The sequence below is a fragment of the Rahnella sp. CJA17(1/100) genome (assembly GCF_963881615.1).
In the GTDB taxonomy this organism is placed as follows: domain Bacteria; phylum Pseudomonadota; class Gammaproteobacteria; order Enterobacterales; family Enterobacteriaceae; genus Rahnella; species Rahnella aceris.
Window position 1 is genome coordinate 72,329 of the sequence record NZ_CAWOJA010000011.1, and the last position, 22,201, is coordinate 94,529.

Genomic DNA, 22,201 nt, shown 5'->3' on the forward strand with positions numbered 1-22,201 from the left:
CACTTTTGCAGGCTCAAACGGCTTTCCTCACGGAAGGCCGTTTTTTTACAGGCGATCAGGCAGCGGGCGTTTCATGCAAATGACGCCACAGAATTTTCCCTTCTGCATCCACCACAAATAACACCGTCGAATAACGCAGTGTTTCCGGCTGGCCGGGCAACTGCTGGCGTTCCTGATACGCGACTACCGCGCCTTTTTCACTTTCAGCAATCACCACCGGCTTTTCAACCTCAATCTTCAGCCCGCTTTTCGTGCCCCGCTGCGCCCCGAAAAAAGCACACAATGCCGGATGATCCAGCCGGTGGCCGGTGATCGTTACCATCGAATAGGCCGGACTAAACCGCGCCAGCAGTTCATCACAAACCTGCCCAGGTGCAGCGGAGTCTGAAAACCAGCGCTGAATTAACCCATGCGCATCAAACACTTCTTTCACAAAACGATTCATAACTTTTCCTGTTGGTGTTCCTGTAGAAGCCGTTCCTGAATAATGGCGTGCCCCGGTAACCGCAGACACAACATGATGGGAATAATGACGCTGGACGCCGCAACGGTGAAACTCAGCGGATAGGCGAATGCCGGAACAGAAAGCTGCCAGGCACTCAGCATCACGCTGACCAGCGTCACGCCAAGACAAAAACTCAGCTGGCGGTTGATGTTCCACAGGGCGCTGGCGTCAGCCAGTTGTTCAGTACGGATATGTAAAAACGCAGCGCTTTGCGCCGTGCTGCTGCACAGACTGCTGCCCGCCCCCATTAACGTAAACGCCGCGATTGCCAGCCACGGCGCTGCAGGAAACACACTGAGCAGCGCCAGCAAACCAATACCCGCGCCCTGAATCAGACAGCCCGGAATAAATAACGCCCGCGGCCCGAGCCGGTTAAACATTTTGCCGGTAAAACTGATGGCAGCAAATGACGCCAGCGACCACGGCAACATCAGCCCGCCCGACTGCGCCGCCGAGAAGTGGTGTTCATTCTGCAGATACAGCATGGCAATCAGGCTGACGCCGGTAAACACGCCGGGAATACACTGATAAATCAGCATGCCGGTGCGCAATAACGGATCTTTTATCAGCGTCAGATCCAGCAGCGGCTCAGGGTGTTTTCGCGATGCCCGTACAAACATCGTCATCAGCCCTGCACCGGCCACGAATAATGCACTGCCGCTCAGCCATTCACTGTTTTCGCCCAGAGACGTCAACCCCCATAGCACCAGCGCCAGCCCGCCATTCAGCAGCGCAAATCCTTTCAGATCGAACCTCCCTGCCGGTTCACGTGGCGTTTGCGGCAGCCAGCACAGTGCCAGAACCCAGGCCAGCGACGACAGCGGCAGGCTGGCAATAAACACCCAGCGCCAGCTAAAACTGTCCACGATAATGCCGCCGAGAGCCGGAGACAGCGCCGGTGCCAGCAGCCCGACCAGCATGATCACCGCAGACAGCCGGGCGCGTTCATGGCTGCGGTACAGTGCATAAGTCAGCGTCTGCCCGAGCGGGATCAGCAATCCGCCGCCAAGCCCCTGCAAAACCCGCCAGCCAATCAGCGTGGTCAGGCTTGCCGCGCCCGCTGCAGCGAGTGAGGCAAGCATAAAAATCGTCAGCGAGAGGATAAACACCCGCCGCGCACCGAAACGCCCCGCCAGCCAGCGGCTGAGCGGAATAACCAGTGTCAGCCCCAGAATATATCCGGTACTGACCCACGCCAGCGCGCTGACCGGTGCATGAAATTCCCGTGCGATGCCGGGATACGCCACATTGGCGATAAACATGTTGATCAGATCAACGAAAAAACCGAGCAAATACACTGCGGCAACCCGCGCCCTGTGACTCATTCTTACGTATCCACAATGGGTAAAGGCGGGCAATGTAACGGAGAAGTTCTTACGGATAAACGGACGCGGTGCAGTTACACTGTCAAAATTATTTTGACAGTAAGGACACACAGGATGCTGAATTTACAGCGGCTGGAGATTTTCGTCGCGGTGGTTAACGCAGGCAGTTTCACCGGCGGAGCAGTCTCCCTCGGGCTCACCAAAGCGGTAGTGAGTTTTAATGTGAAGCAACTGGAAAGTGAAACTGGTGTCGCACTGCTGACCCGAAGTACCCGGCGGCTGGCACTGACGGAATCAGGCGAACGCTTTTATCAACGCTGTCAGGATTTACTGCAGGAAGCCGAAGCGGTGCTCGACGACGTGCGTCGTGATCACGCTGGCCTGAGCGGTCAGTTGCGGATCACCAGTACCCCGGAATACGGCGCGCGCGTGGTGGTTCCGGCGCTGGCGGCGTTTTCTGCACTGCATCCGCAACTGCGCATTCAGCACGTCGCCTCTTCACATCACGACGACCTGATCGCCGGACGTTTTGATCTGGCGATCCGTCTCGGCCAGTTGACTGATTCTAGTCATCACGCCGCCGCACTCGGGCGTTTCGGTATACTGCCGGTGGCATCTCCGGCCTTTTTGCGCGAACACGGAAACATCAGTACGCCGGACCAGTTGGCCGCAAGCCGGTGGATCGCTCACAGCCGTCTGCCGTTACCTATGAGCTGGCCGGTCACTGATGCTCAGGGAAAGCAAAACCCGTTTCGCGTGACGACGCCGCCCGCCATTGTGGCCGACAGCGCCTCGGCGTTGTTAGCCTTTGCGCTGGCAGGCGCAGGCGTCGTCCTGTTGCCGGACTGGCTGGTGCAGCCGGAAATCGACGCACAGCGTTTATGCCATGTGCTGCCCGGTCACCGTTTTCCCCCACAGGGCATTTTCGCGCTGTATCCTAACACCCGTCACGTGCCTGAAAAGGTGCGAAGCTTTATTGATTTTCTGCAAAGCCGGCTGGCGGAGTTCCCCGCCCAAGCTAAGATTTAACTCAGCTCACGGGAGGAAACATTCATTATGATCATAGAGACATCACGGTTGCTGCTCCGGCCTGTTACGGCTGAGGATATTCACACGTTATTTGCTATTTACGGCGATCCGCAAACCAATCTTTTTAACCCGCGCGGGCCATTGCCGGACATCGCGGCAGCACAGGAAAAACTGAACGGCTGGCTGAGGGAATGGCCGGATAATGGTTACGGGCACTGGGCCATTGCGCACAATCATCAACCGGATCAGATTATCGGTTTCGGCGGGCTGGGTATCCGTGAAGGCTACGAAAATCACCGTGTGTTTCTTGGCTATCGCTTTGCGACAACAGCGTGGGGAAAAGGACTGGCAACGGAGTTTGCCAGCACAGCGCTCACCACCGGTTTTGAGAAACTGGGCATACCGCGGATTTCGGCTACCGTACGTGAAAATCATCTGGCTTCACAGCGCGTTCTGGAAAAAATCGGCATGCAGAAAGTGGGTTTTGAGGGCGATCCGCTCCATGGCACGGGCAGTTACCTTTACCGGCAGACCAACCCGCGCACGGTCAGCGGCCCATCGTTCAGCTGACATAAAACCACCTTGGGCGATCGTCCCCGGCCTGAGATCGGAAAATTCTGAGTCTCAGGCATTGCTGGCTTCTTTTTTCTAAAAATACCTGTACAACTTTCCATATCTTGTATAACTTTATAGTCACACAGGCAATCATTACTCACACATCTATTAACATAAGGGTTAATTATGCGTCAGAACAGGCACAACGGAATGGCCCCGGACACGTCTCATTCCTTATACAGTCAGGTCTTTTCTGAAGAGGAAACAATGGGGCGCGTTGTTGTTGAAATTCTTGAGGCAGGAAAGAACCTCAATCGCAAAGCTTTATGTTCAAAACTTTTAAATCGTGTTGAAGCGGCTGGAAGTGAAGAAGAGGAAAAGCATTATATGAAGCTTATCCGTCTGGTACTTGAACGAGATTCATGATCCACCCTGATTAAGATCATAGTGCAACGATTGGCTTCATAGCATTTCAGTTCGACATATTATGCGGGCTTGATTAATTCACAGCCTACCAAATTTTATGCCCTCAGGCGTAAAGTACTAACTCTGAACCTGAAGCTAATCTGCCCAAGAACTTTGGCCGGCATATATTCAGAGGCTGCTAATATGTACAGAAGTAATGAAGAAAGACTGACTGATAAGCTGATAGGTGAGGCCGTAATTTCCTTGCTTAAATCGAAGAACCCGATATCGACTGACAGACTCATTGCACAATTACAGTTTATGGCTGCAAGTGCTGACAACATAAATCGAAAAAGTGCCTGCGAGCGGATTATTAATGAGATCCGCCATGATCTGGCTGATAAACGTGCGCGAATTACCTACGAAGTGCGGGATGTCGATAATGTACGACACTTTTTCAATGCTGAAGGGCCGTCCGATGACAAGAAAAGACATTGATTCATCAAAGAATCATTCGCTAAATCAGGGCGATGCGATGAATTCAAACCCATCCCAGACGATGACAGATTCTGTTTATCACTCAGATGTTTATAACTATTTCAACAATGCGGGCGAACTGTTTTTGAGTGAAACCGAAGTGTTGGGTGCCGCTATTCGCGTCATTCTGGCCGAACAAGGCAAAGTGACAAATAAAGCCATTATATTGCACCTGATTACACAGCTTGAATGCACATCCGATGTGGTGCAATTGGATATTCTGCGTAGTGCACTGGAAATGGTTGTGGGTATGACACCCGAAAATTCCGGCGTCTGATCCCGGCTGATTAGATTTATTATATTTAATAATTTCACGTTCATTTTTGAAAACCGAACGTGACTTCACTCATAAACAGCAAGTGCGGAGGGTATCAAAATGCAAGATGTGTCTTATACTCATGTCAAATTAGCTGATTATATTCTGACAGAAGACCCGGAACTTCTGGTCGGAAATGAAACTGTCATCCGTATTTATAATAATTTAAAAAATCGGAAAGAACGGGTAACCCACAAAGATATTATTCTTTACCTGATTCAAAAAATTGAGCAGGAAAGTGATTCGGGTAAACAGGATGTATACTTAGAGGCACTTGAATACGTCGTATACCGCACTCCTGATGATGATGTCGTATAATATATCACCTGCGTAGCGTTAAGACTTTGCGAATCCGCCGGACAAATATTTTATATTTTTCCGGCGGATTCATTTAATCTTACTGAAATCTTTTATCGGCCTTTTGATATTTAAAGATTTCGGTTTGTTAACAGATATTCCTGCTTAACTTCCGGCCACGCGACAACCGGTGCTCCATTTAGCCTTGGTGAAGCAAACAGTGAGCCCTGGAAATTACACACCCCTGCCGCATCGAGCCACATCCATTCTTCTGCTTTTTCAACACCCGTCGCGATAACCGATATTTCCAAAGAAGAGCAAAACCTGATAATGGCCTGAACAATGGCCTGTTTGGGTCCGCTGGTATGAATGTCACAAATCATATTGCGGTCAATCATAATCTTTTCCGGCTGGCATTGAGTCAGCAACAACAATCCCGCTGATCCTGCGCCGAAATCATCAATCGCCAGTCGCATTCCTGAGGCTTTAAGCTGTTGCAACGCTGTAACGAAATTATCTTCGCGTGTCACGACGCCGTTCTCGGTGATTGCCACGACAATCTGCTCCGGAACCAGACCATGAGCAGTAATCTCATGAACTAAAAATCCGATAGCATCAGGTACCCGGACTAACGTCATAGGCAAAAGTTTGATTGTCAGCGTTTTGTCGCTGATCCCCATCTTCTGTGCCAGTGCAAAAGCCAGCTTTTTGGTTTTCAGGTCAGCTTCATAAATGGTTGTTCTGGAAAGCGCAGAAAAGTACTCCATCGGAGAACCGCCACCTGGACCGCACAGACGGGCTTCGTAAGAGGTAATCTCGCGACTCAGTGGATCAACAATGGGCTGATACGTAAAGCTGTAATCCTTCATCTCGGGAAAGATAAATCCTGCTTCAGGTTTCAGTGACTCATCGGCGATAAAAGACCAGGAATCCGCCGGAAGAATTTCGAGATAATTTTCCTTTTCACGAGCCTGTACAAAGGTGCACAAAAATTGAAGCGCGCGGTCTTCATAGGTCAGCCGGTATTTGGACGTCCCCTTATCCAGCACGGCCTGAAGGACAACATCTTCGTGATGGTGCCTGAGGTCAAAAAGTTCCATCCCCACATTACCGAAGCGGCGCGACGGCGCGTAATCACGCATGAGAACAACGACATTATTGTGCCGCTGATCGCTGCAAATCGTATTATAAACAGCATCGACGGCCGCTTCCGGCCCTTCCAGCAACTGGAAAAAGTGCATTCCGTCAAAAAGCAGAATACCGGTAATACTGTTGCGTTCATTCCCGATGTTGGCTCGCGACACCATCTCTTCCAGAGAAGCAGGCAGGACAGAGTCACTGATGTGGCTGCGGTAGACGAGGGTTAAAAGCATTAAGAAATTCCAGGGCAGGCTTCAGTTATGAACCCCACGATAACAGAAATTTTATTTACGGAAAAATCTCAATTGATTATCTTCGCTAACATATTGTGGTGAAAAAATGCCGTGATGCTCAGGCCTGTGACCATTAAGAGTAATGGCGCGGTTGTCATTTTGGAGGATAATCGCTGACATTCTCTTCATTTACAGGAAACAGGGCATGACTCAACAACCCGCACCAGAAGATTTTTACAGCGAAAAATACGGCCTGACCCGTACCCATTCAGAAATCATCAACGCCGCACAGCATGTCCGGCCGGGTAAAGCACTGGATTTAGGCTGTGGCAGCGGGCGTAACTCGCTGTATCTGAACCTGAAAGGGTTTGAGGTGACGGGCTGGGATAACAACGCCATAAGCGTCGCAAAAGTGAATGATATTATCGCGGCGGAATCACTGAATAACATCAATATCAGCGAAGCTGATCTGAACACGCACCGTTTCAGCGGTGAATATGATTTTATCTTTTCCACCGTGGTCATGATGTTTCTGCAACGCGACAGCATCCCGCACATTATTGAAGACATGCATGCGGCCACCAACACGGGCGGTTATAACCTGATTGTTGCCGCCATGGACAGCCCGGATTATCCGTGCCCGCTGCCCTTCCCGTTCACCTTCAAGCCGTCAGAACTGCGTGATTATTATCGCGGCTGGGAAATCGTGAAATACAACGAAGATGTCGGCGAACTGCATAAACGCGACGAAAACGGAGACCGTTACAAGTTGCGGTTTGCGACGCTGCTGGCAAGAAAAATCTGATATCCATCAGTCCTTCGCAGGCAAACCCTGCATACCCTGGCTTTTCGACTAAACTTAAATTCCACCCAAAAAGGAGCACGATATGTCATCACAAGACTTTGATAAAGATCCTAACCGTGTGGAAGATAAAGTAGAAAACACGGTTAACCAGTTTGCCGGTGAAGCGCAAAAGCAATTTGGAGATTTTGTTGACTCTCCGAAACATCAGCTTAAAGGTGCTGCACGCAAATACTCCGCGCAGGCGAGTGAAGCAGTTTCTGACGTGGCGGATAAAATCAAAGAAAATCCGCTGTCGGGATTGATTGCTGCCGGTGCGATTGGCGTGGTTCTGGGGCTACTTTTAGGCCGCAAATAACCGTCCGGGAGAAACAGATTTCTCCTACACAAATTATTCACAAAAAAAGGGTATGATCTTGTCTTCTGTAGCAATCTACAGATTATTCAGACATTCCCCTTGTAGCAAATCCAATACCCGTCTCCCCTGACGGGTATTTTTTCGCCAGCTTGCGTGAATCATTGCCCTTTACCGACCAGCTGAGCGGCTTTCACGAAAATTTCATCTTCCACACCGTCCCCTTTTTTACGCCCGAGCCGCCGCAGTTCATCAATGATGCTCTCCCGGTTAATAATCGTTCCGCTGGAAATTAACCCCATAACAGCCGCACCAATGGCCAGCCCGATCAGGCCTGTCTTTTCGCTTTCGTCCTTCATGATGACCCCGGTAAATTATTCGAATTTTTCAGATAACGCTCAGTATCTATAGCTGATGTAATGCCATTTGTCAGAAATTCGGGCACAGCCGGGATCGCATTTTTCTATCAGGGTTAAGGGTATCCAGCATCCGGCTGGCATAGCCTGAGACGGAGAAATTCCGCCTTGTCAGCAGTCTGTAAAAGACCTATATTTAGACCGAAGCCTCGACAGGAGCAGTAAAACATGCAAATACAGACCATCAGCTTCGTGAAGAAGCATGCCGCTGCGCTTGATTTATCACAACCTATACTGGTCACTCAGAATGGTGAACCGGCTTATGTGATTGAATCCTATGAAGACAGGCAAAAAAGGGATGAAACCATCGCTTTACTCAAGCTGCTGACACTGGCAGAAAATGATAAAGCTGAAGGCCGGACATTGACGAGGGAACAGTTGTTAGCAGATCTCTACTGATGAGTCACTCATCTCATCGGCTCATTATTGGGATCAATTTATGTCTGCCACGAAAAGTAAAATTACGATTGAGTACCTGCAAACTGTAAAGCTATCCATTGATGAAATCGCTTCGTTCCAGACCTCACAGGGAAACGACCCTTTAAAGATCATCAACGCTGTATTAGATGAGTTTGAAACAAAAGTGAAAGTATTTCCTTTGTCCTGCCCGGTTTCACCTGATCTTGCAGCGCTGGGGATTATCAAGTATCGAGAATGCAATACGTTGAGCGGTTATCGCATCATATATACCTATGATGAACCGGCAAATTTGATCTCTGTTTATGTGCTGCTTTCGCAGCGGCAAAATGTTCAGGCGCTGCTGTTTAAAAAGTTGATCATGGGCTAACAACGCAAAAGCCACGCAAACATCGCGTGGCTTTTTTCAGAACGTCATCATCTGTTAAATCATCAGTTCTCCAGCTGGTACGTCAGCGTAATCTCGGCTTTCAGAACCTGTGAAACCGGGCAGCCAGCTTTGGCTTTTTTGATGATTTCATCGAATTTATCTTTATCGATGCCTGGCAACTTCACTTTGCTGTCGAGCGCGATTTTGGTGATCGCAAAGCCGCCATCCACTTTATCGAGTGAAACATCTGCGACAGTATCGATGCTTTCCGGCGTGTGCCCCGCTTCGCCGAGCATCAGCGAGAGCGCCATGGAGAAGCAGGCTGAGTGCGCCGCGCCAATCAGTTCTTCCGGGTTAGTGCCTGGCTTACCTTCAAAGCGGGTGTTGAATCCATAGGGTTGTTCCTTCAGGGCACCGCTTTCAGAAGAGATGTAACCTTTACCGTGTTTAATATCGCCTTCCCAGTGTGCCTGTCCTTTCTTATGAATGGTCATATTTTCCTCCGGTTTGCATTACATTAACGTTAAGTATAGCTTCTGATCGGTGATCCGCGAGGATGGCCGGGCTATGCGGTCTGCGGGTAACTTTTCCATAAATCACAACAAAATAGATAACCGAGGAATAAAGCATGTTTAAACCGCAAGATGTTGTTCAGTCCAAAACCGGCGGCCCGAAAATGATCGTCCGTCGTGTTGAAGGCGACACGCTGTGGTGCTCGCGTACGGACGACTTTTCTGCCACTGAAATTGAAGTAAAAGCGGACACCGTGGATCTGTATCACGAAGACGGCGATTTTGGCGTGTGCTGATCACTCCATCAATTTATCCCTCAAGGCTGCCACGGCGGCCTTTTTGTTTTCGCCAGATTGCCAAAAAGCAAAACATGAATTAATATTCGATATTATTAAATAATAATTCACGAGAACAATGATACATGGACGCCAGCATTCCGGTAGAGAAACAGTTTCAGGCCTATAACCACCACGATCTCGATGCCTTTTCCGCCTGCTACAGCGAAGACTTTACCGCCTATCGCATGCCCAATATGCTGCCTTCCTTAGAGGGGATAGACGCACTCAGAACGTTCTATAAAAACCACCGGTTCAACAACAGCGCATTACGTGCTGAGCTGATCTCACGAACCGTGCTGGGCAATAAAGTATTTGACCATGAAATGATCTACGGAATTTATGAGACCCCCGTCAACAGCATTGCCGTGTTTGAAGTCGAAAACGGGCTGATTAAGACAGCCTGGTTCTATTTTGAATAATCATGCATTTTTTGTGACTGGAAGTATTCATTGGTTGCGGATGGATATCCTCAATCATAATTTCCAATTATGTAAAATTCTGAATATAGTGGTCGGAAATTACTGAGAATAATCTGATCAAGGGACCGGCCATAATGAATAAGCCTTTTGCGTGGATGTCTGTGTTTGTTGCCGCCGCATTTTTAAGCGGATGCGCGCAGCCAACAGTTAAAAACACTGAGCAGGATCAGTCAGCACTGAATACCCGTTGCTACAGTGAGTTCAGGGCACTTCAGACGCTGGATAAACAAGCTTTCAATGTTTATAAGCAACAATTTAGTCAGCTCAACGACGCATATGCAGTTTATAAAACCAATGCTTCGCTGATTAACAAAGACTCCAAAGAAATGTTTGCGCTTGAATTAAAAGATAAGCAGACACTTATCTGTGCCCGAGTTAAAAGCGCCGTGTTCAATAACATGAATCAGCGTTCTCAGATGCTCAACGATATCTAACAGAATCAGACATTGAATCCTGGGATTTTATAATCTCAGGATTCAATGATTACTCTACCATCCTGCCCGCATTACCAGCCTTTCACCGCATCCCCGTGATAGATAGCGTCCGCCGCTTTCACTGTGGCATCCGTCTGATAAGCCTCAACCAGTTCCTTTACGGCCTGGCTGTCTTTGTTATCTTCACGTGCCACGATGATATTCACGTAAGGTGAATCTTTATCTTCGACAAACAGGCCATTTTTGCCCGGCGTCAGCCCGACCTGTCCTGAATAAGTGGTATTGATGATCGCCAGTTCAATTTTGTCGTCATCAATGGCGCGTGTCAGTTGCGGCGCTTCGATCTCAACAATTTTGAGATGCTTTGGATTTTCAATGATATCCAGAGACGTCGGCAGCAAACCTACGCCCTCTTTCAGTTTGATCAACCCTTCTTTTTGCAGCAATAACAGCGAACGGCCAAGGTTAGTCGGGTCATTAGGCACCGCAACCTGCGCGTTATCACTGAGCTGATCAATGGATTTTATCTTGCGGGAGTATCCTGCAATCGGATAGACGAAGGTTTTCCCCACTTCCACCAGCTTATAGCCGCGCTCTTTGATCTGCTTATCCAGATAGGGACGGTGCTGGAACGAGTTTACATCAATGTCGCCGCTGCTCAGCGCCGAGTTTGGCAACACGAAATCGTTGAAGGTCACGACTTCCACATCAAGGTTATATTTGTCTTTAGCAGTCTTTTTGATGGTTTCCCACATCTGCTGATCGATACCCGCGCTGATACCCACTTTAATGTGGTTTTCCTGCGATTTTTGATCACAGGCACTCAGCGCCAGTGCGCCCACCAGAGATAATGCCAGAACTGAAAATTTTAGTGTTATGCGCATAACGGTTTTACTCTTTCCGTGAATAATTAAAAGGTTGAAACAGCATCGCTGAAGATCTCAGTGTTTCAAAGCCTGTCGGGATGCGCAAATACGAAAAAGAAATAACCTAGAGCGGGAATGCTGCCGGAAATAAAACTCAACAACAGTTGAGTTTTATTTCCCTTATCTCTGACAAAACCCGCTGTACGCAGGTTTCGGCAGGAGGATTTTCTTATGTGGAAAGATTTCCTGATCGTAAACCGATCATTTGCCCGCCGCGTGTAATACCGCAGGTTGCGGGCGGGACAGGAAAATGGTGATGCCCGCCAGCAATGTCAGCACACCGCCGAGCAGGAAGGCACTGCTGACGCCCGCGCTGTCAGCGAGGATCCCGCCAAACAATGCGCCCAGCGCCAGCGACGTCTGGAAGACACACACCAGCAACGCCGAACCGGTTTCAAACAACGCAGGCGACGCCTGATACGTCCAGATATTCAGACACACCGGCAGCGCACCAAACGCCAGTCCCCAGAGGATCACCAGTGCACAGGCCAGTGCCAGCGGCACCGGGAACAGCGACAACACCAGTACCGAGGCGCTGAGCAGCAGCATATTGAGCATAAACGCTTTCTTTACACCGAGCTCACGGACAGTAATTTCCGTGGTAAGCGTGCCTAATAACCCCGCCACACCGTAGCCCATCAGTAACAAAGAAATATTGCTGGCTGAAAGATGCAGGCTAAACCGCAGCCACGGCTCGAGGTAGGTATATGCCGCGAAATGACCGCCTGCCATAAATACGCCAATGATCAGTGCGTAGCGGATCCCCGCGACTTTCGTGACGCTGAGCATCGCACGCAGGCCGATAGAGTGTTGTGCCGGCAGCGAAGGCAGCGCCAGCCATTGCAGCACGAAAAACGCCAGCGCCAGCACGGCGTTAAGCATAAATGCCATGCGCCAGCCGAACAGATCCCCGATAAAGGCGCCCGCCGGGACACCTGCGACCGTGCCGACCGCCACGCCCGCAGTGATCAGCGAAATGGCCCGGGCGCCCTGCTCCTCTGACACCAGCCGCCGCCCGGAAGGAATAGCAAATGACCAGAAACCACCGACACCGATGCCCAGAATTATGCGTCCGATCAGCAGAATGTTGAATGACTGCGCCATCACGGCGATACCGTTGGCCACGATCACCGTCGCGGAGAGCAATAATAATAAGGTGCGGCGATCCATTTTTCGGGCAAACAGCATGATCAGTGGCGCAGAAATCGCGGCAACTAAACCGGGCAACATCACTGCCAGACCGGCATGCCCTTCAGTGACACCCAGAGATTGCGCGATGGGCGACAGTAAACCGATCGGCAGAAATTCGGTATTAACCAGCGCGAAGGTGCCGCAGGCCAGTGAGAAAACCGCCAGCCAGCGGCGGAATGCAGAAGTTTCTGGCCGGGTGTCCAGCGATGAGCACTCAGTCATTTTATGATCCTTAGCAAGGTGAATTATTTCGAAGGTGTTGTTTTAGTATTTGAACGTAATAAACGTGATCACCATCACAGGGTCAAGCCCTTTTCATAATGACTGCCGGGGTATTTCTTATGCACCTGCCAGATAAGCCAGTCTCCGCCTGCGATGCAGGCTGCAGAGGCGCGCGGAGGTTCAAACGGAAAAGGCACATACAGATAACGCGGACAGGAAATGACTCCACATATAAGTATGTTGTAACTAAATTACACAAAAAGAGATCAACCGCCGGATGCGGCGGCGAATAACGTGACGGGGAAAGGGCGTTTCAGGGTTAATGCGACACAGATTTAGAATAAAGCTGGATGAACATAATGCCGACAGCGATGCAGCCCATGCCAATCAGCGCCGGAGTATCAAGCCGCTGTTTGTAGATGAAGAATGACATGGCCGAAACAAGGAAAATCCCCATGCCTGCCCAGATAGCGTAGGCGATACCGATATTCATCACTTTAACGACCTGAGAAAGTCCATAAAAGGATATGGCATAACCGACGACCACAATGACGCTCGGCACTAACCGGGTGAATCCATCAGACGCCTTCATCATGGTCGTCGCCAGTGTTTCAGCGCAGATAGAAACAGCAAGGATGAGATATATTTTGAACATAAGACCTTCTCAATATGAGATTTATAAAAATAAAGCATTACCCCACAGAGTCTTACATTAAACCGTCTTAACGGCAATCATGCCGGGTTTTACTGTTGTCATAAAAATAACCGGGTACGAATACTCCGAATGGCCGGAAATTATTATGTCAGCGCCCTGCCACAACGCCGGTGTGCTTCTCCCGCTTTATGATTTTCTTCTTTTATTGCAGGCGCAATTTCAAGCAAATCTTTCCTGATACGGCGGATATCATGTCAGTTCGAAGTTTTTAAAGTGGCGAAACCAATGACTATTTCATCGACAACGAAAGAATTTATACTCTCATGCTTAGAGAAAGTGGGTGTTGACAATAGAAAGTTGGCGGCTATTGCACAGGGAGCTGATATCTACGGGCCTGAAGGGTTACTGGACTCAATCCATTTAGTGGGCTTTATCGCAGAGATGGGCGAATGGATGGAAGCCAGAACCGAGGTTTCCGGGAGTTTTTTTGATATCCTCGATGGCGATCTTTTCGAAAACTTCAAAAATATCAATCAGATTGAATCACTGTTATCCCGGAGGTTTAGCGATGTCAGCTTTTCCTCCTGATAGCCAGTTTATCAGTACAGAAAAAATCGATGACATTCCTTATCAGCGTCTGGCTGACAGGGTGCCGACGCCGTTTTATGCCTACAGCGCCTCGCAAATAAAGGCCGACTTTTCAGCATTAAAAAAATCACTTCCGGATGAGATTCATTATTTTTATTCGCTCAAAGCTAATCCCAATAAAACACTGGTTCAATTGTTAAACCGGGAAGGAACAGGCTGTGAAGTGTGTTCTCTGGCAGAACTGGAAACAGTGATAAGTCAGGGTGTGCCCCCGGAGGATATTATTTTTGTGGGTCCCGGAAAATACATTGCTGAATTAACCCAATGTTGTCGCATCGGTATTAAAGCTGTCGTCATCGAATCCATTGAAGAAATAAAACTTCTGAATGATATTGCTGCCAGCATGGGCGTTATACAAACCATCGCCTTGCGCATCAACCCTGAGTTTACGGGCGAAAAAGCCAAACTGGTGATGAGCGGCAAACCACGGCAATTTGGCATCGACGAACAACTTTTACCGCAGGCATTTGCCTGCGTCGCGCAGCAGGAAAATTTACGACTGGCGGGGATCCATATTTATCTCGGTACACGGATCCTCGACTGGCAAGCGCTGGCTAAAAATACCCTGAATATTCTGTCACTGGCGGGATCTTTGCAGGAGATCTACAAGGTCGATTTTGATTTTGTCGATGTCGGCGGGGGTTTTGGCGTCAGGTATTTTGATAAAGAAAAGCCACTGGATATTGTTGCGCTCGGTGGCGCGTTAGCGCCCGTTATCCGCAATTATCATGACAAATTTCCGCGCTGTAAGATCATCGTCGAACTGGGCAGATATCTGATTGCCCGCGCAGGCATTTTCGTCACCCGCGTTAATTATCTTAAACCCTCCCGGGACGAATGGTTCGCGGTGTGTGATGGCGGAGCCAACTGTCACGGCAGCGCCGCTGGCATCAACTCACTGATCCGGCGTAATTTTCCGATGGCCCGTCTGGGTGAAACCCGTGCCGGGACACAACATCGTTATCAGGTCACCGGCCCGCTTTGTACCCCCACCGATATATTAGGTGAAAACATTATGCTGGCGGAACTGCATCCGGGTGACCTGATCGGCATCGGACATTCAGGCGCATACGGGGCCAGTGCTTCACCCGTCAACTTTTTAAGTTTTGGTCATCCCGCCGAAATTCTGGTGGAGAAAGGTCAGGCTTTCCTTATCCGAACCGCAGATAGCATTGAGACATTATTGGCACCTCAGATATATCAGCCTTTATCTGTCGGAAATGCCTGAGGAATCTGTATGTCTCTGGAATTTTCAGCATCCAATATTCTTTGGCATGAGTTTGAAAAAAATAACAATCCTTCTGCTACGGTGGAGAGTGAACAACTGGATAAAGTTAAAAGTTTTGTTAACGCTTTTTTTCAGTCACATTCCCGCACCAGCGAAGCCCAGCTTCAGCCCGTCTCCCGTTGGGTTAACTCTCAAAACCTGACATTCACGACGATGCTCAAAAAACTGGTGACCCAGTTGGAAGAGCAGGCGCTCGTCAATGACCTGGATTTGGTGGTGCTGACCCACTGGACGCCCGATGCTGAAATTGGCGCTTCAGTGACCAATGCCATTATTTATGAAACCGGTTCTCATAACGCTTTTGGTATTGCCATCAGCGATCATGGCTTAAGCAGTGGATTTGTCGCGTTGCAAATCATTGAAGATTACCTGGAAGATATCGGCGGGGACAAACGTCCGCGTAAAGCCCTGCTGATGATGGCAGATCAGGATGCGATTCTGTATGACAGCCCTTATCTCGCCAATTTCCACCCCGCGGCCAGTTGCTGTTTGCTCCTTTTACAAAGCAACGCGACCCACGAACCCCATAAGGTCGCCGGTAATATTACCTTTAAAAATTATCAGAAAACCTCGCTGCCGGTTTCAACGGCGGACATTTATCCCCTGCTTTCCACGCTGAAGATGTTCAGTGCCGCTGAAAACGCATTGCCGCTGATTATTCTGACCAGCAAATCGTTTTCACAGGTTCTGCATCGGGATGCCAACTTCTCGGGTGTCAGGATAGAAACCTGGGACGATGCTTTATTGTCTTCAGCACCCTGGGTGTTATTAAAAAAGCTGGCACAGGAAAATACGCGGTTCTTATTAATGATGCCGGAAGGGAAGAATATGATCTTCGCCAGTTTTGTGATGGAGAACTGAAGGTGTATATCCATGCCATCACAAGCCTGATAGCTCCGGTTCTTACCCCGCTCTCCCTGCTGGAAAAAAAATACCGCTGGGGAGAACGGAATCATAAAATTTTTAGCCGTTTTCATAAGATGCAATCTGCCAGTCTGTTTGCTGATGAAACATTGCCGGATCTGCTCTCCGACCTTCTGCAAAAATTACGCGCTGAATGCGACCCCGGTTTATTTCGCCAAATCCGCTATGTCGCCTGGGCGCATTCTCTGCACGCCACAAGCCCGTTTGACCGGATGGAAGAACTGTCCACGGTATTTCAGACGTTTTTTGGCGATCAGGAGATCGAATTTTTTTCTGCGACACAGGCTTCCTGCGCTTCAGGTCTGGTGAGTTTGAAATATTTGCAGGCGAAAATGCGCGCCGCACAGCAGAACACTCTCTCTGAGAAAAATGGCTCTGAGAACTGTGGCTCTGAGAACCAGGCCTCTGTCTGCGGGGTGCTGATCACCGGTGAAAAATGTTTTCACCGCACGGTGCAATATGTCGATCAGAATGGTTATTTTGGCGAAGCCTTTTGCGCCACGCTGGTTGGCATGACCCCTTCTCCTCATTCGCTGCATCTGCGCGCACTACATTTACAACAACTTGGGGCTTATGGCACGCGGATGCGGGAAACGGATCGCGAAAGTGAAAATGCCTATGACCACGCATTTTTGCCGGTGATGACCGAAACCATTCAAAAAACGCTGGCGTGCGCGGGACGTAAACCGGAAGAACTCAGCGCCGTGCTCCCTTACCACATCAGCCCGGTGACCTTTGACCGCCTTGCTGATCGCAGCGGGTTTAGCCGGGACATCGTATTCCGCCATAACCTCTACACACTCGGTCACTGCTTTTGCAGCGATGCGTTTCTCAATATCAAAAGCCTGCTTGCCTGTGGGGATAATGCCGTCAGAGCGCGGTGCATTCTGGCTCTGGCCTCAGGCGTGGCGGGCACCTTTGGCGCAATGGTTCTCGAATCAGACAATGAGGATATTCCATGAGCACAACCCATTTAACGCAGTGGCTGGCCCGTGCTGCACAGGCTTTTCCCGAGAAAACCGCCCTGGTTGCCGGTGATGAAGAGATAAGCTGGTCAGCACTGTTCCAGCGGGTCATGAAAACGGCCACCTGTTTGCAACAGCATCACATTAAACGGGGCGATCGGGTGGTGGTCTGGCTGCCGAACAGTATCGACTTTGTGGTGTGCTTCTGGGCGGTTCAGCACCTGCAAGCCATTTTTGTCCCTCTTAACCCTGACACGCCCGTCGCGCGCGTGGGCTGGATATGCAACAACGCCGAAGCCAGTTTGCTGATCAGCAGTGCAGATCAGGCGGATGCGCGGGTCACGGCTTGTGCAGATCACGCCCCGTATCCGGTGCTGTTTGACAAGCCGGGCACAGAAAGTCTGATCCGCCCGGCGTTACTTTCATTACAGCAGATCGCGGCGCAGGCAGACGTCACACCGCTTGTGCCGGAAGACGCGCTGGATATCGATCTGGCCTGCCTGATTTACACATCCGGTTCCACCGGAGATCCGAAAGGCGTCATGCTGACCCAGCGCAATATGTTGAGCGCGGCGACATCCGTCAGCACCTATCTGGATCTGAGGGCAAGCGATCGGATTTTCTGCACGATCCCGATGAGTTTTGACTACGGGCTTTATCAGGCCATCATGGCCACCAGAGTGGGCGCGACGCTGATTATCGAAAAAGATTTCAGCCGTCCGTTGTTTGCCCTCAAACAACTGGTGAAACAGCGGGCATCGGTTTTGCCGATTGTCCCCACGATGCTGGCCCTCATTGCCCCTCTGGCAAAACGTTATGATTTTTCATCCGTGCGTAAAATCACGAATACGGCTGCCGCGTTGCATTCCAATGATATTGATACGCTGATTGCCCTGTTCCCTCAGGCAGAAATTTTCTCTATGTACGGGCTGACGGAATGCCATCGCTGCACCTGGCTCCCGCCAGCGATGTTGTCGACACATAAAGAGAGCGTCGGTTACGCCATCCCGAATACCGAACTTTGGGTGGTGGATGACAACGGTGTCCCGCACCGCAGCAATGCCACGGGCGAGCTGGTTATTCGTGGCGCGACGGTCATGCGCGGTTACTGGCGCAATGAAGAACAGACGCAAAAGAAATTACGTCCCGGCCCGCTGCCCGGCGAATCCGTGCTGTATACCGGAGACATCTGCCGGCTGGATGAGCGTGGCCTGCTTTATTTTGTCGCCCGCAAAGATGACATTCTGAAAACCAACGGCGAAAAAGTGGCGCCGCGGGAAGTCGAAGGCGTGCTCAAACGCATCCCCGGGGTCGGACAGGTGGCGGTGATTGGCGTCCCTCATGCCATTTACGGTGATGAGATCGTCGCCTGTATTGAATGTGTGACGGCGCCCGATATTGCCCTGCTCAAAGCCTTCTGTCAGACCCATCTCGAAAGCTACAAGCGCCCTCACCGCTATTATTTCAGTGAGGCGTTACCCAAAAATAATAACGGAAAGATTGATCGTAACCGGTTGCCTGAACTCCTGTTACAGCGCTTCCATGATGTTCAACTTGAATCCGTAAAATCATAAGGAAATCATTATGTTTACTTCAACAATCATTGAAGCCATCGGCTTAGTGCTGGAAAGTTCTCATCTCTCAGAACTGCATGCAGAAACACATCTGGAACGCGATTTAGGCTTTGAAAGCGGACTGTATATTGAACTGATTATGTATCTGGAAGAGAAAGTCGACGGGCTGATCCTGGATCCGGCCACGCTGGAATTTGAGCATTTTGAAACCGTGGGCAGCTTATCGAGATTCATTCAACTGCAACTCGCGAACCGGGCTGCCTGAATGGAACAATGGGCAGAGGTTATCGCGATTTTCATGCGTTTCCGGCACCGGCCCGAACTTGCCTGGTGCCATGGTACACACCGTCGCGATTATGCCACGCTGAGTCAGCGCGCAATGGATCTCGCCGTGCAGATCCGCCAGCATCAGACAGACACTGACCGCCATGTAAAACCGGTGCTGGTATACGGGCATAAGTCGTTCGATTTTGTTGCCGCCTGGTGGGCATGCCTGCTCTGCGGCTGCCCGGTGGTGCCCGTTGAATCGGATAACAGCCCGGAACGCGTGGAGAAAATTGCGCTCACCCTCGGCGCAGCTCTGCTGCTGAATACGACGGCGACGCCGGTTCAGATGAACGCGGTCAGGGTACTCAACACGGCGGAAATTAACGGGTCTGTCTGTACGGATGCCACACTGCATGCGCTGCTGAGTGAAAGCCGCCAGCGTTTGCAGGATGTCCCCGGCGAACCGCTGGCTTACATCATGTTTTCCTCCGGCACCACCGGCGAGCCGAAAGGGATCCAAATCACCCTGCGCAATATGGTGAATTTCATTCACTGGATCCGCGAAGATTTTCCACTGGACGGTGCCGTCACCGGCAATGTTCGCTACTGCTTTGATGTTTCCTTATTTGAAATCTGGTTAGCCTGGGTTTTCCTGCAACCGCTGTCGGTGCTCGATCACCGCGAACTCATCAGCACCCGCAAAATGATTGCACAGCATGCAGAAACCGGTGTTGTCTGCTGGGTATCCACGCCTTCGATTATCCGCCTTTATCTGCTGGACCCCACGTTCAGTGCCGCACAACTTCCCCTGCTCAGGCGGTTTATTTTTTGCGGTGAAACACTGACAAAAGACATCGTCACACAGCTATGGACACGATTTCCCGATGCCGGCGTGATAAATACCTATGGCCCGACGGAATGCACGGTTGCGGTGACCTCGGTGCTTATTACACCTGAAATGATCAGCGACCCGCTACCCTTGCCGATTGGCGCGGCCAGACCGGGCGCGGTACTCAGCCTGCACGAACAGGAAAGTGACAGCGGCCGGGGCGAGCTGTTAATCAGCGGCACCTGCGTCGGGCCAGGCTACCTCAATGCACCGCTGAAACAGCAAACACAGTTTATCCGCCATGCCGGGCAAAATGCCTATCTGACCGGTGATATCGGCCAGGCGAAGGGAGATTGTTACTATTTTCTTGGCCGCGAGGACGGGGAAGTCAAGATCCAGGGACACCGCATCGATCTCTATGAAATTGAGCATTTCCTGCGTAGCCAGAATCTCGTGTCGGATGTCGTTGCAGTGCCTTTTTTACGCAAAGGCAATGCCGAGGCCATCCTGGCCTGCGTGATCCTCAATGATTCCTGCACGCTTTCAGCGCTGGGCCACGCGATGCAGGCACATTTCCCGCCGTGGTCGATCCCCCGTTACTGGTATGCCATTCCTCATACTATTTTGAATCATAACGGAAAACTCGACCGCAGCGCGGCGCGTGATCTGGCACTGGATAAAGGGGAGAGATATGTTTTTATCGCAAATCAGACCGCTGTTTGAGCGGCTTCGCAACCGTGATGACGCCATCGCGCTGATTAATCAGCAAGGCACCTACAGTTTTGCTGAACTGGGCGCACGGACGGCCGCCATCGCCCATTTTCTTACCCCTCTGGCGGGTCGCAATGTGCTGATCTACGGTCATAAACAACTCGATGCGGTCGCCGCTATTCTGGCCTGCATCAGTAAAGGCTGTTGCTTCACCTTTGTGGATCAGGCAAATCCGCCGTCCAGAATTGAAAAAATAGCCCGGATGACGCGCACGGAAGTGATCATCACCACTCTGCCGCACCCCCTCGCCGGGCTGGAGCAATGGCCGCAGTGTGTCAGTGCTTCACTGGCTGACATTTCTCCTGCAACGCTGCCCGCTGAACCGTCATTAACCCAATCTCTTTTCTATATCCTTTCCACCTCGGGCAGCACCGGTGAGCCTAAAGGCGTTATGGTCAGTTATGACAATTTTGCCGCTTTCAGCGCGTGGTTCGCACCGCAAGTCACCGGCGGAACGGACAAGGGCTGCCATATTAATCACGCCTGTTTTTCTTTTGATATGGCGATCCTCGATCTCATTCCGGTTCTCAGCCGCGGGCAGACCGTGCTGATGCTGGATCATTGCAATAATGTTTTGCCCCGGCAAAACATCAGGCTGATGACAAGAGAGCCAGATGTGGCCGTCACCAGTTGGTTTTCAACACCCAGTTTTGCTGAACTCATGCTTAAAGACGCGCTATTCAGCCACGTTAAGTTCCCCGCCCTGAAGCGTTTTTATATCGGCGGTGAACGGGTTGCACCAGGTTTGATCACACAGTTACAGACGCGTTTTCCGGCGCTTGAAGTGATGCACGCTTATGGCCCGACCGAGACAACCTGCGTGACGCATACGCATCTTTTGTCCCAGCCGCTACACCATCAGGCGGGGTTATTGCCGCTGGGCAAGCCGCAAGGGCTGAACCGCATTCGCATCGTCGATGCGGCCGGTCATCCGGTTTCTGCCACAACGGTAGGTGAAGTCAGGCTTTACGGCCCTCAGGTTTCACAGGGCTATCTGCCGGAGGATCACCCCCGCAATCAGGCTTTTGCTGAGGATGAATGGGGACGCTATTACGCCACGGGCGATCGCGGTTTTGTCGACGAAAACCAGTCACTGTTTATTTGCGGCAGAGATGACGGACAGTTTAAGTTGCATGGCAATCGCATTGAGCTGGCAGAAGTAGAATCCGCCGTGTGCCGAAATGCCAACGTGATCCAGTGCTGTCTGGTACCGCTCGAAGAACAGGGAAAAGTGACCGACCTGCAACTGTTTGTACAACTGCATGATGACAATGCGCTGCAGCGGCAAGCCTTACGCCATTTCTTGTCCGGGCAACTACCGGGATACATGATCCCTAAACAACTGGTCTTTTGCCAACACTTCCCCCTGACATTGCATGGCAAAATAGACCGGCAGGAACTCGTCCGGCAATACGCGGTTTCTGACAGTTTTTAATCGACATCCTGCAATCACATATAAAAAATCCAACGTAATTG

At 50.5% G+C, this 22,201-nt stretch carries 29 protein-coding genes; 21 read left to right on the forward strand and 8 right to left on the reverse strand.

Annotated elements, in window-relative coordinates; all coding sequences use genetic code 11:
- Positions 1-55: 55 nt before the first annotated feature.
- Positions 56-445: a hypothetical protein gene (locus AACU55_RS06600; RefSeq protein WP_037033140.1), complete on the reverse strand. Its 390-nt coding sequence runs from the start codon at positions 443-445 to the stop codon at positions 56-58.
- Positions 442-1,830 (reverse strand): MFS transporter, encoded by a 1,389-nt coding sequence (locus AACU55_RS06605; protein ID WP_134705261.1) that lies wholly within the window; start codon positions 1,828-1,830, stop codon positions 442-444. The genes AACU55_RS06600 and AACU55_RS06605 overlap by 4 nt, the downstream gene beginning before the upstream one ends.
- Before the next feature lie 114 nt (positions 1,831-1,944).
- Between AACU55_RS06605 and AACU55_RS06610 the strand changes: the two genes are divergently transcribed.
- The 6 genes from AACU55_RS06610 to AACU55_RS06635 all read left to right on the forward strand — a co-directional run bounded on the left by AACU55_RS06610 (position 1,945) and on the right by AACU55_RS06635 (position 4,990).
- Positions 1,945-2,859: a LysR family transcriptional regulator gene (locus AACU55_RS06610; RefSeq protein ID WP_037033142.1), complete on the forward strand. Its 915-nt coding sequence runs from the start codon at positions 1,945-1,947 to the stop codon at positions 2,857-2,859.
- 27 nt (positions 2,860-2,886) lie between these two features.
- A complete protein-coding gene (locus AACU55_RS06615; RefSeq protein ID WP_134705262.1) occupies positions 2,887-3,429 on the forward strand; it encodes a GNAT family N-acetyltransferase in 543 nt (180 codons plus the stop codon).
- 171 nt (positions 3,430-3,600) lie between these two features.
- Positions 3,601-3,840: a regulatory protein YcgZ gene (gene ycgZ, locus AACU55_RS06620; protein ID WP_013577923.1), complete on the forward strand. Its 240-nt coding sequence runs from the start codon at positions 3,601-3,603 to the stop codon at positions 3,838-3,840.
- A 183-nt stretch (positions 3,841-4,023) separates the two neighbouring features.
- On the forward strand, positions 4,024-4,317 hold the full coding sequence (locus AACU55_RS06625; protein WP_013577924.1) for a hypothetical protein: 294 nt from the start codon (positions 4,024-4,026) through the stop codon (positions 4,315-4,317).
- Positions 4,298-4,633, forward strand: coding sequence for a biofilm/acid-resistance regulator YmgB/AriR (locus tag AACU55_RS06630; protein ID WP_223510022.1), 336 nt, complete (start codon positions 4,298-4,300; stop codon positions 4,631-4,633). The genes AACU55_RS06625 and AACU55_RS06630 overlap by 20 nt, the downstream gene beginning before the upstream one ends.
- A gap of 99 nt (positions 4,634-4,732) precedes the next feature.
- Entirely contained in the window at positions 4,733-4,990 is a 258-nt protein-coding gene (locus AACU55_RS06635; RefSeq protein ID WP_014416580.1) for a biofilm development regulator YmgB/AriR family protein, read from the forward strand.
- A 110-nt stretch (positions 4,991-5,100) separates the two neighbouring features.
- Here AACU55_RS06635 and AACU55_RS06640 read toward each other — a convergent pair whose 3' ends face one another.
- On the reverse strand, positions 5,101-6,342 hold the full coding sequence (locus AACU55_RS06640) for a diguanylate phosphodiesterase (RefSeq protein ID WP_134705263.1): 1,242 nt from the start codon (positions 6,340-6,342) through the stop codon (positions 5,101-5,103).
- Between the two features lie 205 nt (positions 6,343-6,547).
- On the opposite strand from AACU55_RS06640, the gene tehB reads away from it, so the two are divergent.
- Both tehB and AACU55_RS06650 read left to right on the forward strand, forming a co-directional pair.
- On the forward strand, positions 6,548-7,147 hold the full coding sequence (gene tehB / locus AACU55_RS06645) for a tellurite resistance methyltransferase TehB (protein WP_014416582.1): 600 nt from the start codon (positions 6,548-6,550) through the stop codon (positions 7,145-7,147).
- Positions 7,148-7,229: 82 nt separating this feature from the next.
- A complete protein-coding gene (locus AACU55_RS06650) occupies positions 7,230-7,502 on the forward strand; it encodes a DUF883 family protein (RefSeq protein WP_051930980.1) in 273 nt (90 codons plus the stop codon).
- 158 nt (positions 7,503-7,660) lie between these two features.
- Here AACU55_RS06650 and AACU55_RS06655 read toward each other — a convergent pair whose 3' ends face one another.
- Positions 7,661-7,858, reverse strand: coding sequence for a hypothetical protein (locus AACU55_RS06655; protein ID WP_013577930.1), 198 nt, complete (start codon positions 7,856-7,858; stop codon positions 7,661-7,663).
- Between the two features lie 225 nt (positions 7,859-8,083).
- On the opposite strand from AACU55_RS06655, the gene AACU55_RS06660 reads away from it, so the two are divergent.
- Complete coding sequence (locus AACU55_RS06660; RefSeq protein WP_013577931.1) at positions 8,084-8,314, forward strand: type II toxin-antitoxin system prevent-host-death family antitoxin; 231 nt, start codon at positions 8,084-8,086, stop codon at positions 8,312-8,314.
- Between the two features lie 40 nt (positions 8,315-8,354).
- A complete protein-coding gene (locus AACU55_RS06665; protein ID WP_037033146.1) occupies positions 8,355-8,702 on the forward strand; it encodes a type II toxin-antitoxin system RelE/ParE family toxin in 348 nt (115 codons plus the stop codon).
- A gap of 62 nt (positions 8,703-8,764) precedes the next feature.
- Here AACU55_RS06665 and AACU55_RS06670 read toward each other — a convergent pair whose 3' ends face one another.
- The gene (locus AACU55_RS06670) at positions 8,765-9,196 is read right to left on the reverse strand and encodes an OsmC family protein (protein WP_013577933.1); all 432 of its coding nucleotides are present in this window, start codon (positions 9,194-9,196) and stop codon (positions 8,765-8,767) included.
- Between the two features lie 134 nt (positions 9,197-9,330).
- Here AACU55_RS06670 and AACU55_RS06675 point away from each other — a divergent pair, with 134 nt between their 5' ends.
- From AACU55_RS06675 to AACU55_RS06685, 3 genes are all read left to right on the forward strand, one after another.
- The gene (locus AACU55_RS06675) at positions 9,331-9,510 is read left to right on the forward strand and encodes a hypothetical protein (protein WP_013577934.1); all 180 of its coding nucleotides are present in this window, start codon (positions 9,331-9,333) and stop codon (positions 9,508-9,510) included.
- A 125-nt stretch (positions 9,511-9,635) separates the two neighbouring features.
- Entirely contained in the window at positions 9,636-9,971 is a 336-nt protein-coding gene (locus AACU55_RS06680; protein WP_134705264.1) for a nuclear transport factor 2 family protein, read from the forward strand.
- A gap of 134 nt (positions 9,972-10,105) precedes the next feature.
- Positions 10,106-10,465 (forward strand): hypothetical protein, encoded by a 360-nt coding sequence (locus AACU55_RS06685; protein WP_013577936.1) that lies wholly within the window; start codon positions 10,106-10,108, stop codon positions 10,463-10,465.
- Between the two features lie 71 nt (positions 10,466-10,536).
- On the opposite strand, the gene metQ is transcribed toward AACU55_RS06685, so the two are convergent.
- The 3 genes from metQ to AACU55_RS06700 form a co-directional block, all read right to left on the reverse strand.
- Positions 10,537-11,349 carry a methionine ABC transporter substrate-binding lipoprotein MetQ gene (gene metQ, locus AACU55_RS06690; protein ID WP_037033147.1) on the reverse strand — a complete coding sequence of 271 codons (813 nt, stop codon included), beginning with the start codon at positions 11,347-11,349 and terminating at the stop codon, positions 10,537-10,539.
- A 243-nt stretch (positions 11,350-11,592) separates the two neighbouring features.
- Positions 11,593-12,804 (reverse strand): MFS transporter, encoded by a 1,212-nt coding sequence (locus AACU55_RS06695; RefSeq protein ID WP_013577938.1) that lies wholly within the window; start codon positions 12,802-12,804, stop codon positions 11,593-11,595.
- A gap of 319 nt (positions 12,805-13,123) precedes the next feature.
- On the reverse strand, positions 13,124-13,459 hold the full coding sequence (locus AACU55_RS06700) for a DMT family transporter (RefSeq protein ID WP_134705265.1): 336 nt from the start codon (positions 13,457-13,459) through the stop codon (positions 13,124-13,126).
- A 285-nt stretch (positions 13,460-13,744) separates the two neighbouring features.
- On the opposite strand from AACU55_RS06700, the gene AACU55_RS06705 reads away from it, so the two are divergent.
- The 8 genes from AACU55_RS06705 to AACU55_RS06740 all read left to right on the forward strand — a co-directional run bounded on the left by AACU55_RS06705 (position 13,745) and on the right by AACU55_RS06740 (position 22,160).
- Positions 13,745-14,047 (forward strand): hypothetical protein, encoded by a 303-nt coding sequence (locus AACU55_RS06705; protein ID WP_013577940.1) that lies wholly within the window; start codon positions 13,745-13,747, stop codon positions 14,045-14,047.
- Complete coding sequence (locus AACU55_RS06710) at positions 14,028-15,335, forward strand: type III PLP-dependent enzyme (protein WP_013577941.1); 1,308 nt, start codon at positions 14,028-14,030, stop codon at positions 15,333-15,335. The genes AACU55_RS06705 and AACU55_RS06710 overlap by 20 nt, the downstream gene beginning before the upstream one ends.
- A gap of 9 nt (positions 15,336-15,344) precedes the next feature.
- A complete protein-coding gene (locus AACU55_RS06715; RefSeq protein ID WP_037033150.1) occupies positions 15,345-16,256 on the forward strand; it encodes a hypothetical protein in 912 nt (303 codons plus the stop codon).
- A gap of 119 nt (positions 16,257-16,375) precedes the next feature.
- Entirely contained in the window at positions 16,376-17,281 is a 906-nt protein-coding gene (locus AACU55_RS06720; protein ID WP_240785609.1) for a 3-oxoacyl-ACP synthase, read from the forward strand.
- Positions 17,278-18,858 carry a class I adenylate-forming enzyme family protein gene (locus AACU55_RS06725; RefSeq protein ID WP_134705267.1) on the forward strand — a complete coding sequence of 527 codons (1,581 nt, stop codon included), beginning with the start codon at positions 17,278-17,280 and terminating at the stop codon, positions 18,856-18,858. Before AACU55_RS06720 ends, AACU55_RS06725 begins: the two co-directional genes overlap by 4 nt.
- A gap of 10 nt (positions 18,859-18,868) precedes the next feature.
- Positions 18,869-19,123 (forward strand): phosphopantetheine-binding protein, encoded by a 255-nt coding sequence (locus tag AACU55_RS06730; protein ID WP_013577945.1) that lies wholly within the window; start codon positions 18,869-18,871, stop codon positions 19,121-19,123.
- On the forward strand, positions 19,124-20,677 hold the full coding sequence (locus AACU55_RS06735) for an AMP-binding protein (protein WP_134705268.1): 1,554 nt from the start codon (positions 19,124-19,126) through the stop codon (positions 20,675-20,677).
- Positions 20,646-22,160, forward strand: a complete 1,515-nt coding sequence (locus AACU55_RS06740) for an AMP-binding protein (protein ID WP_134705269.1) — start codon at positions 20,646-20,648, stop codon at positions 22,158-22,160. Before AACU55_RS06735 ends, AACU55_RS06740 begins: the two co-directional genes overlap by 32 nt.
- The last annotated feature ends 41 nt before the right edge of the window (positions 22,161-22,201 follow it).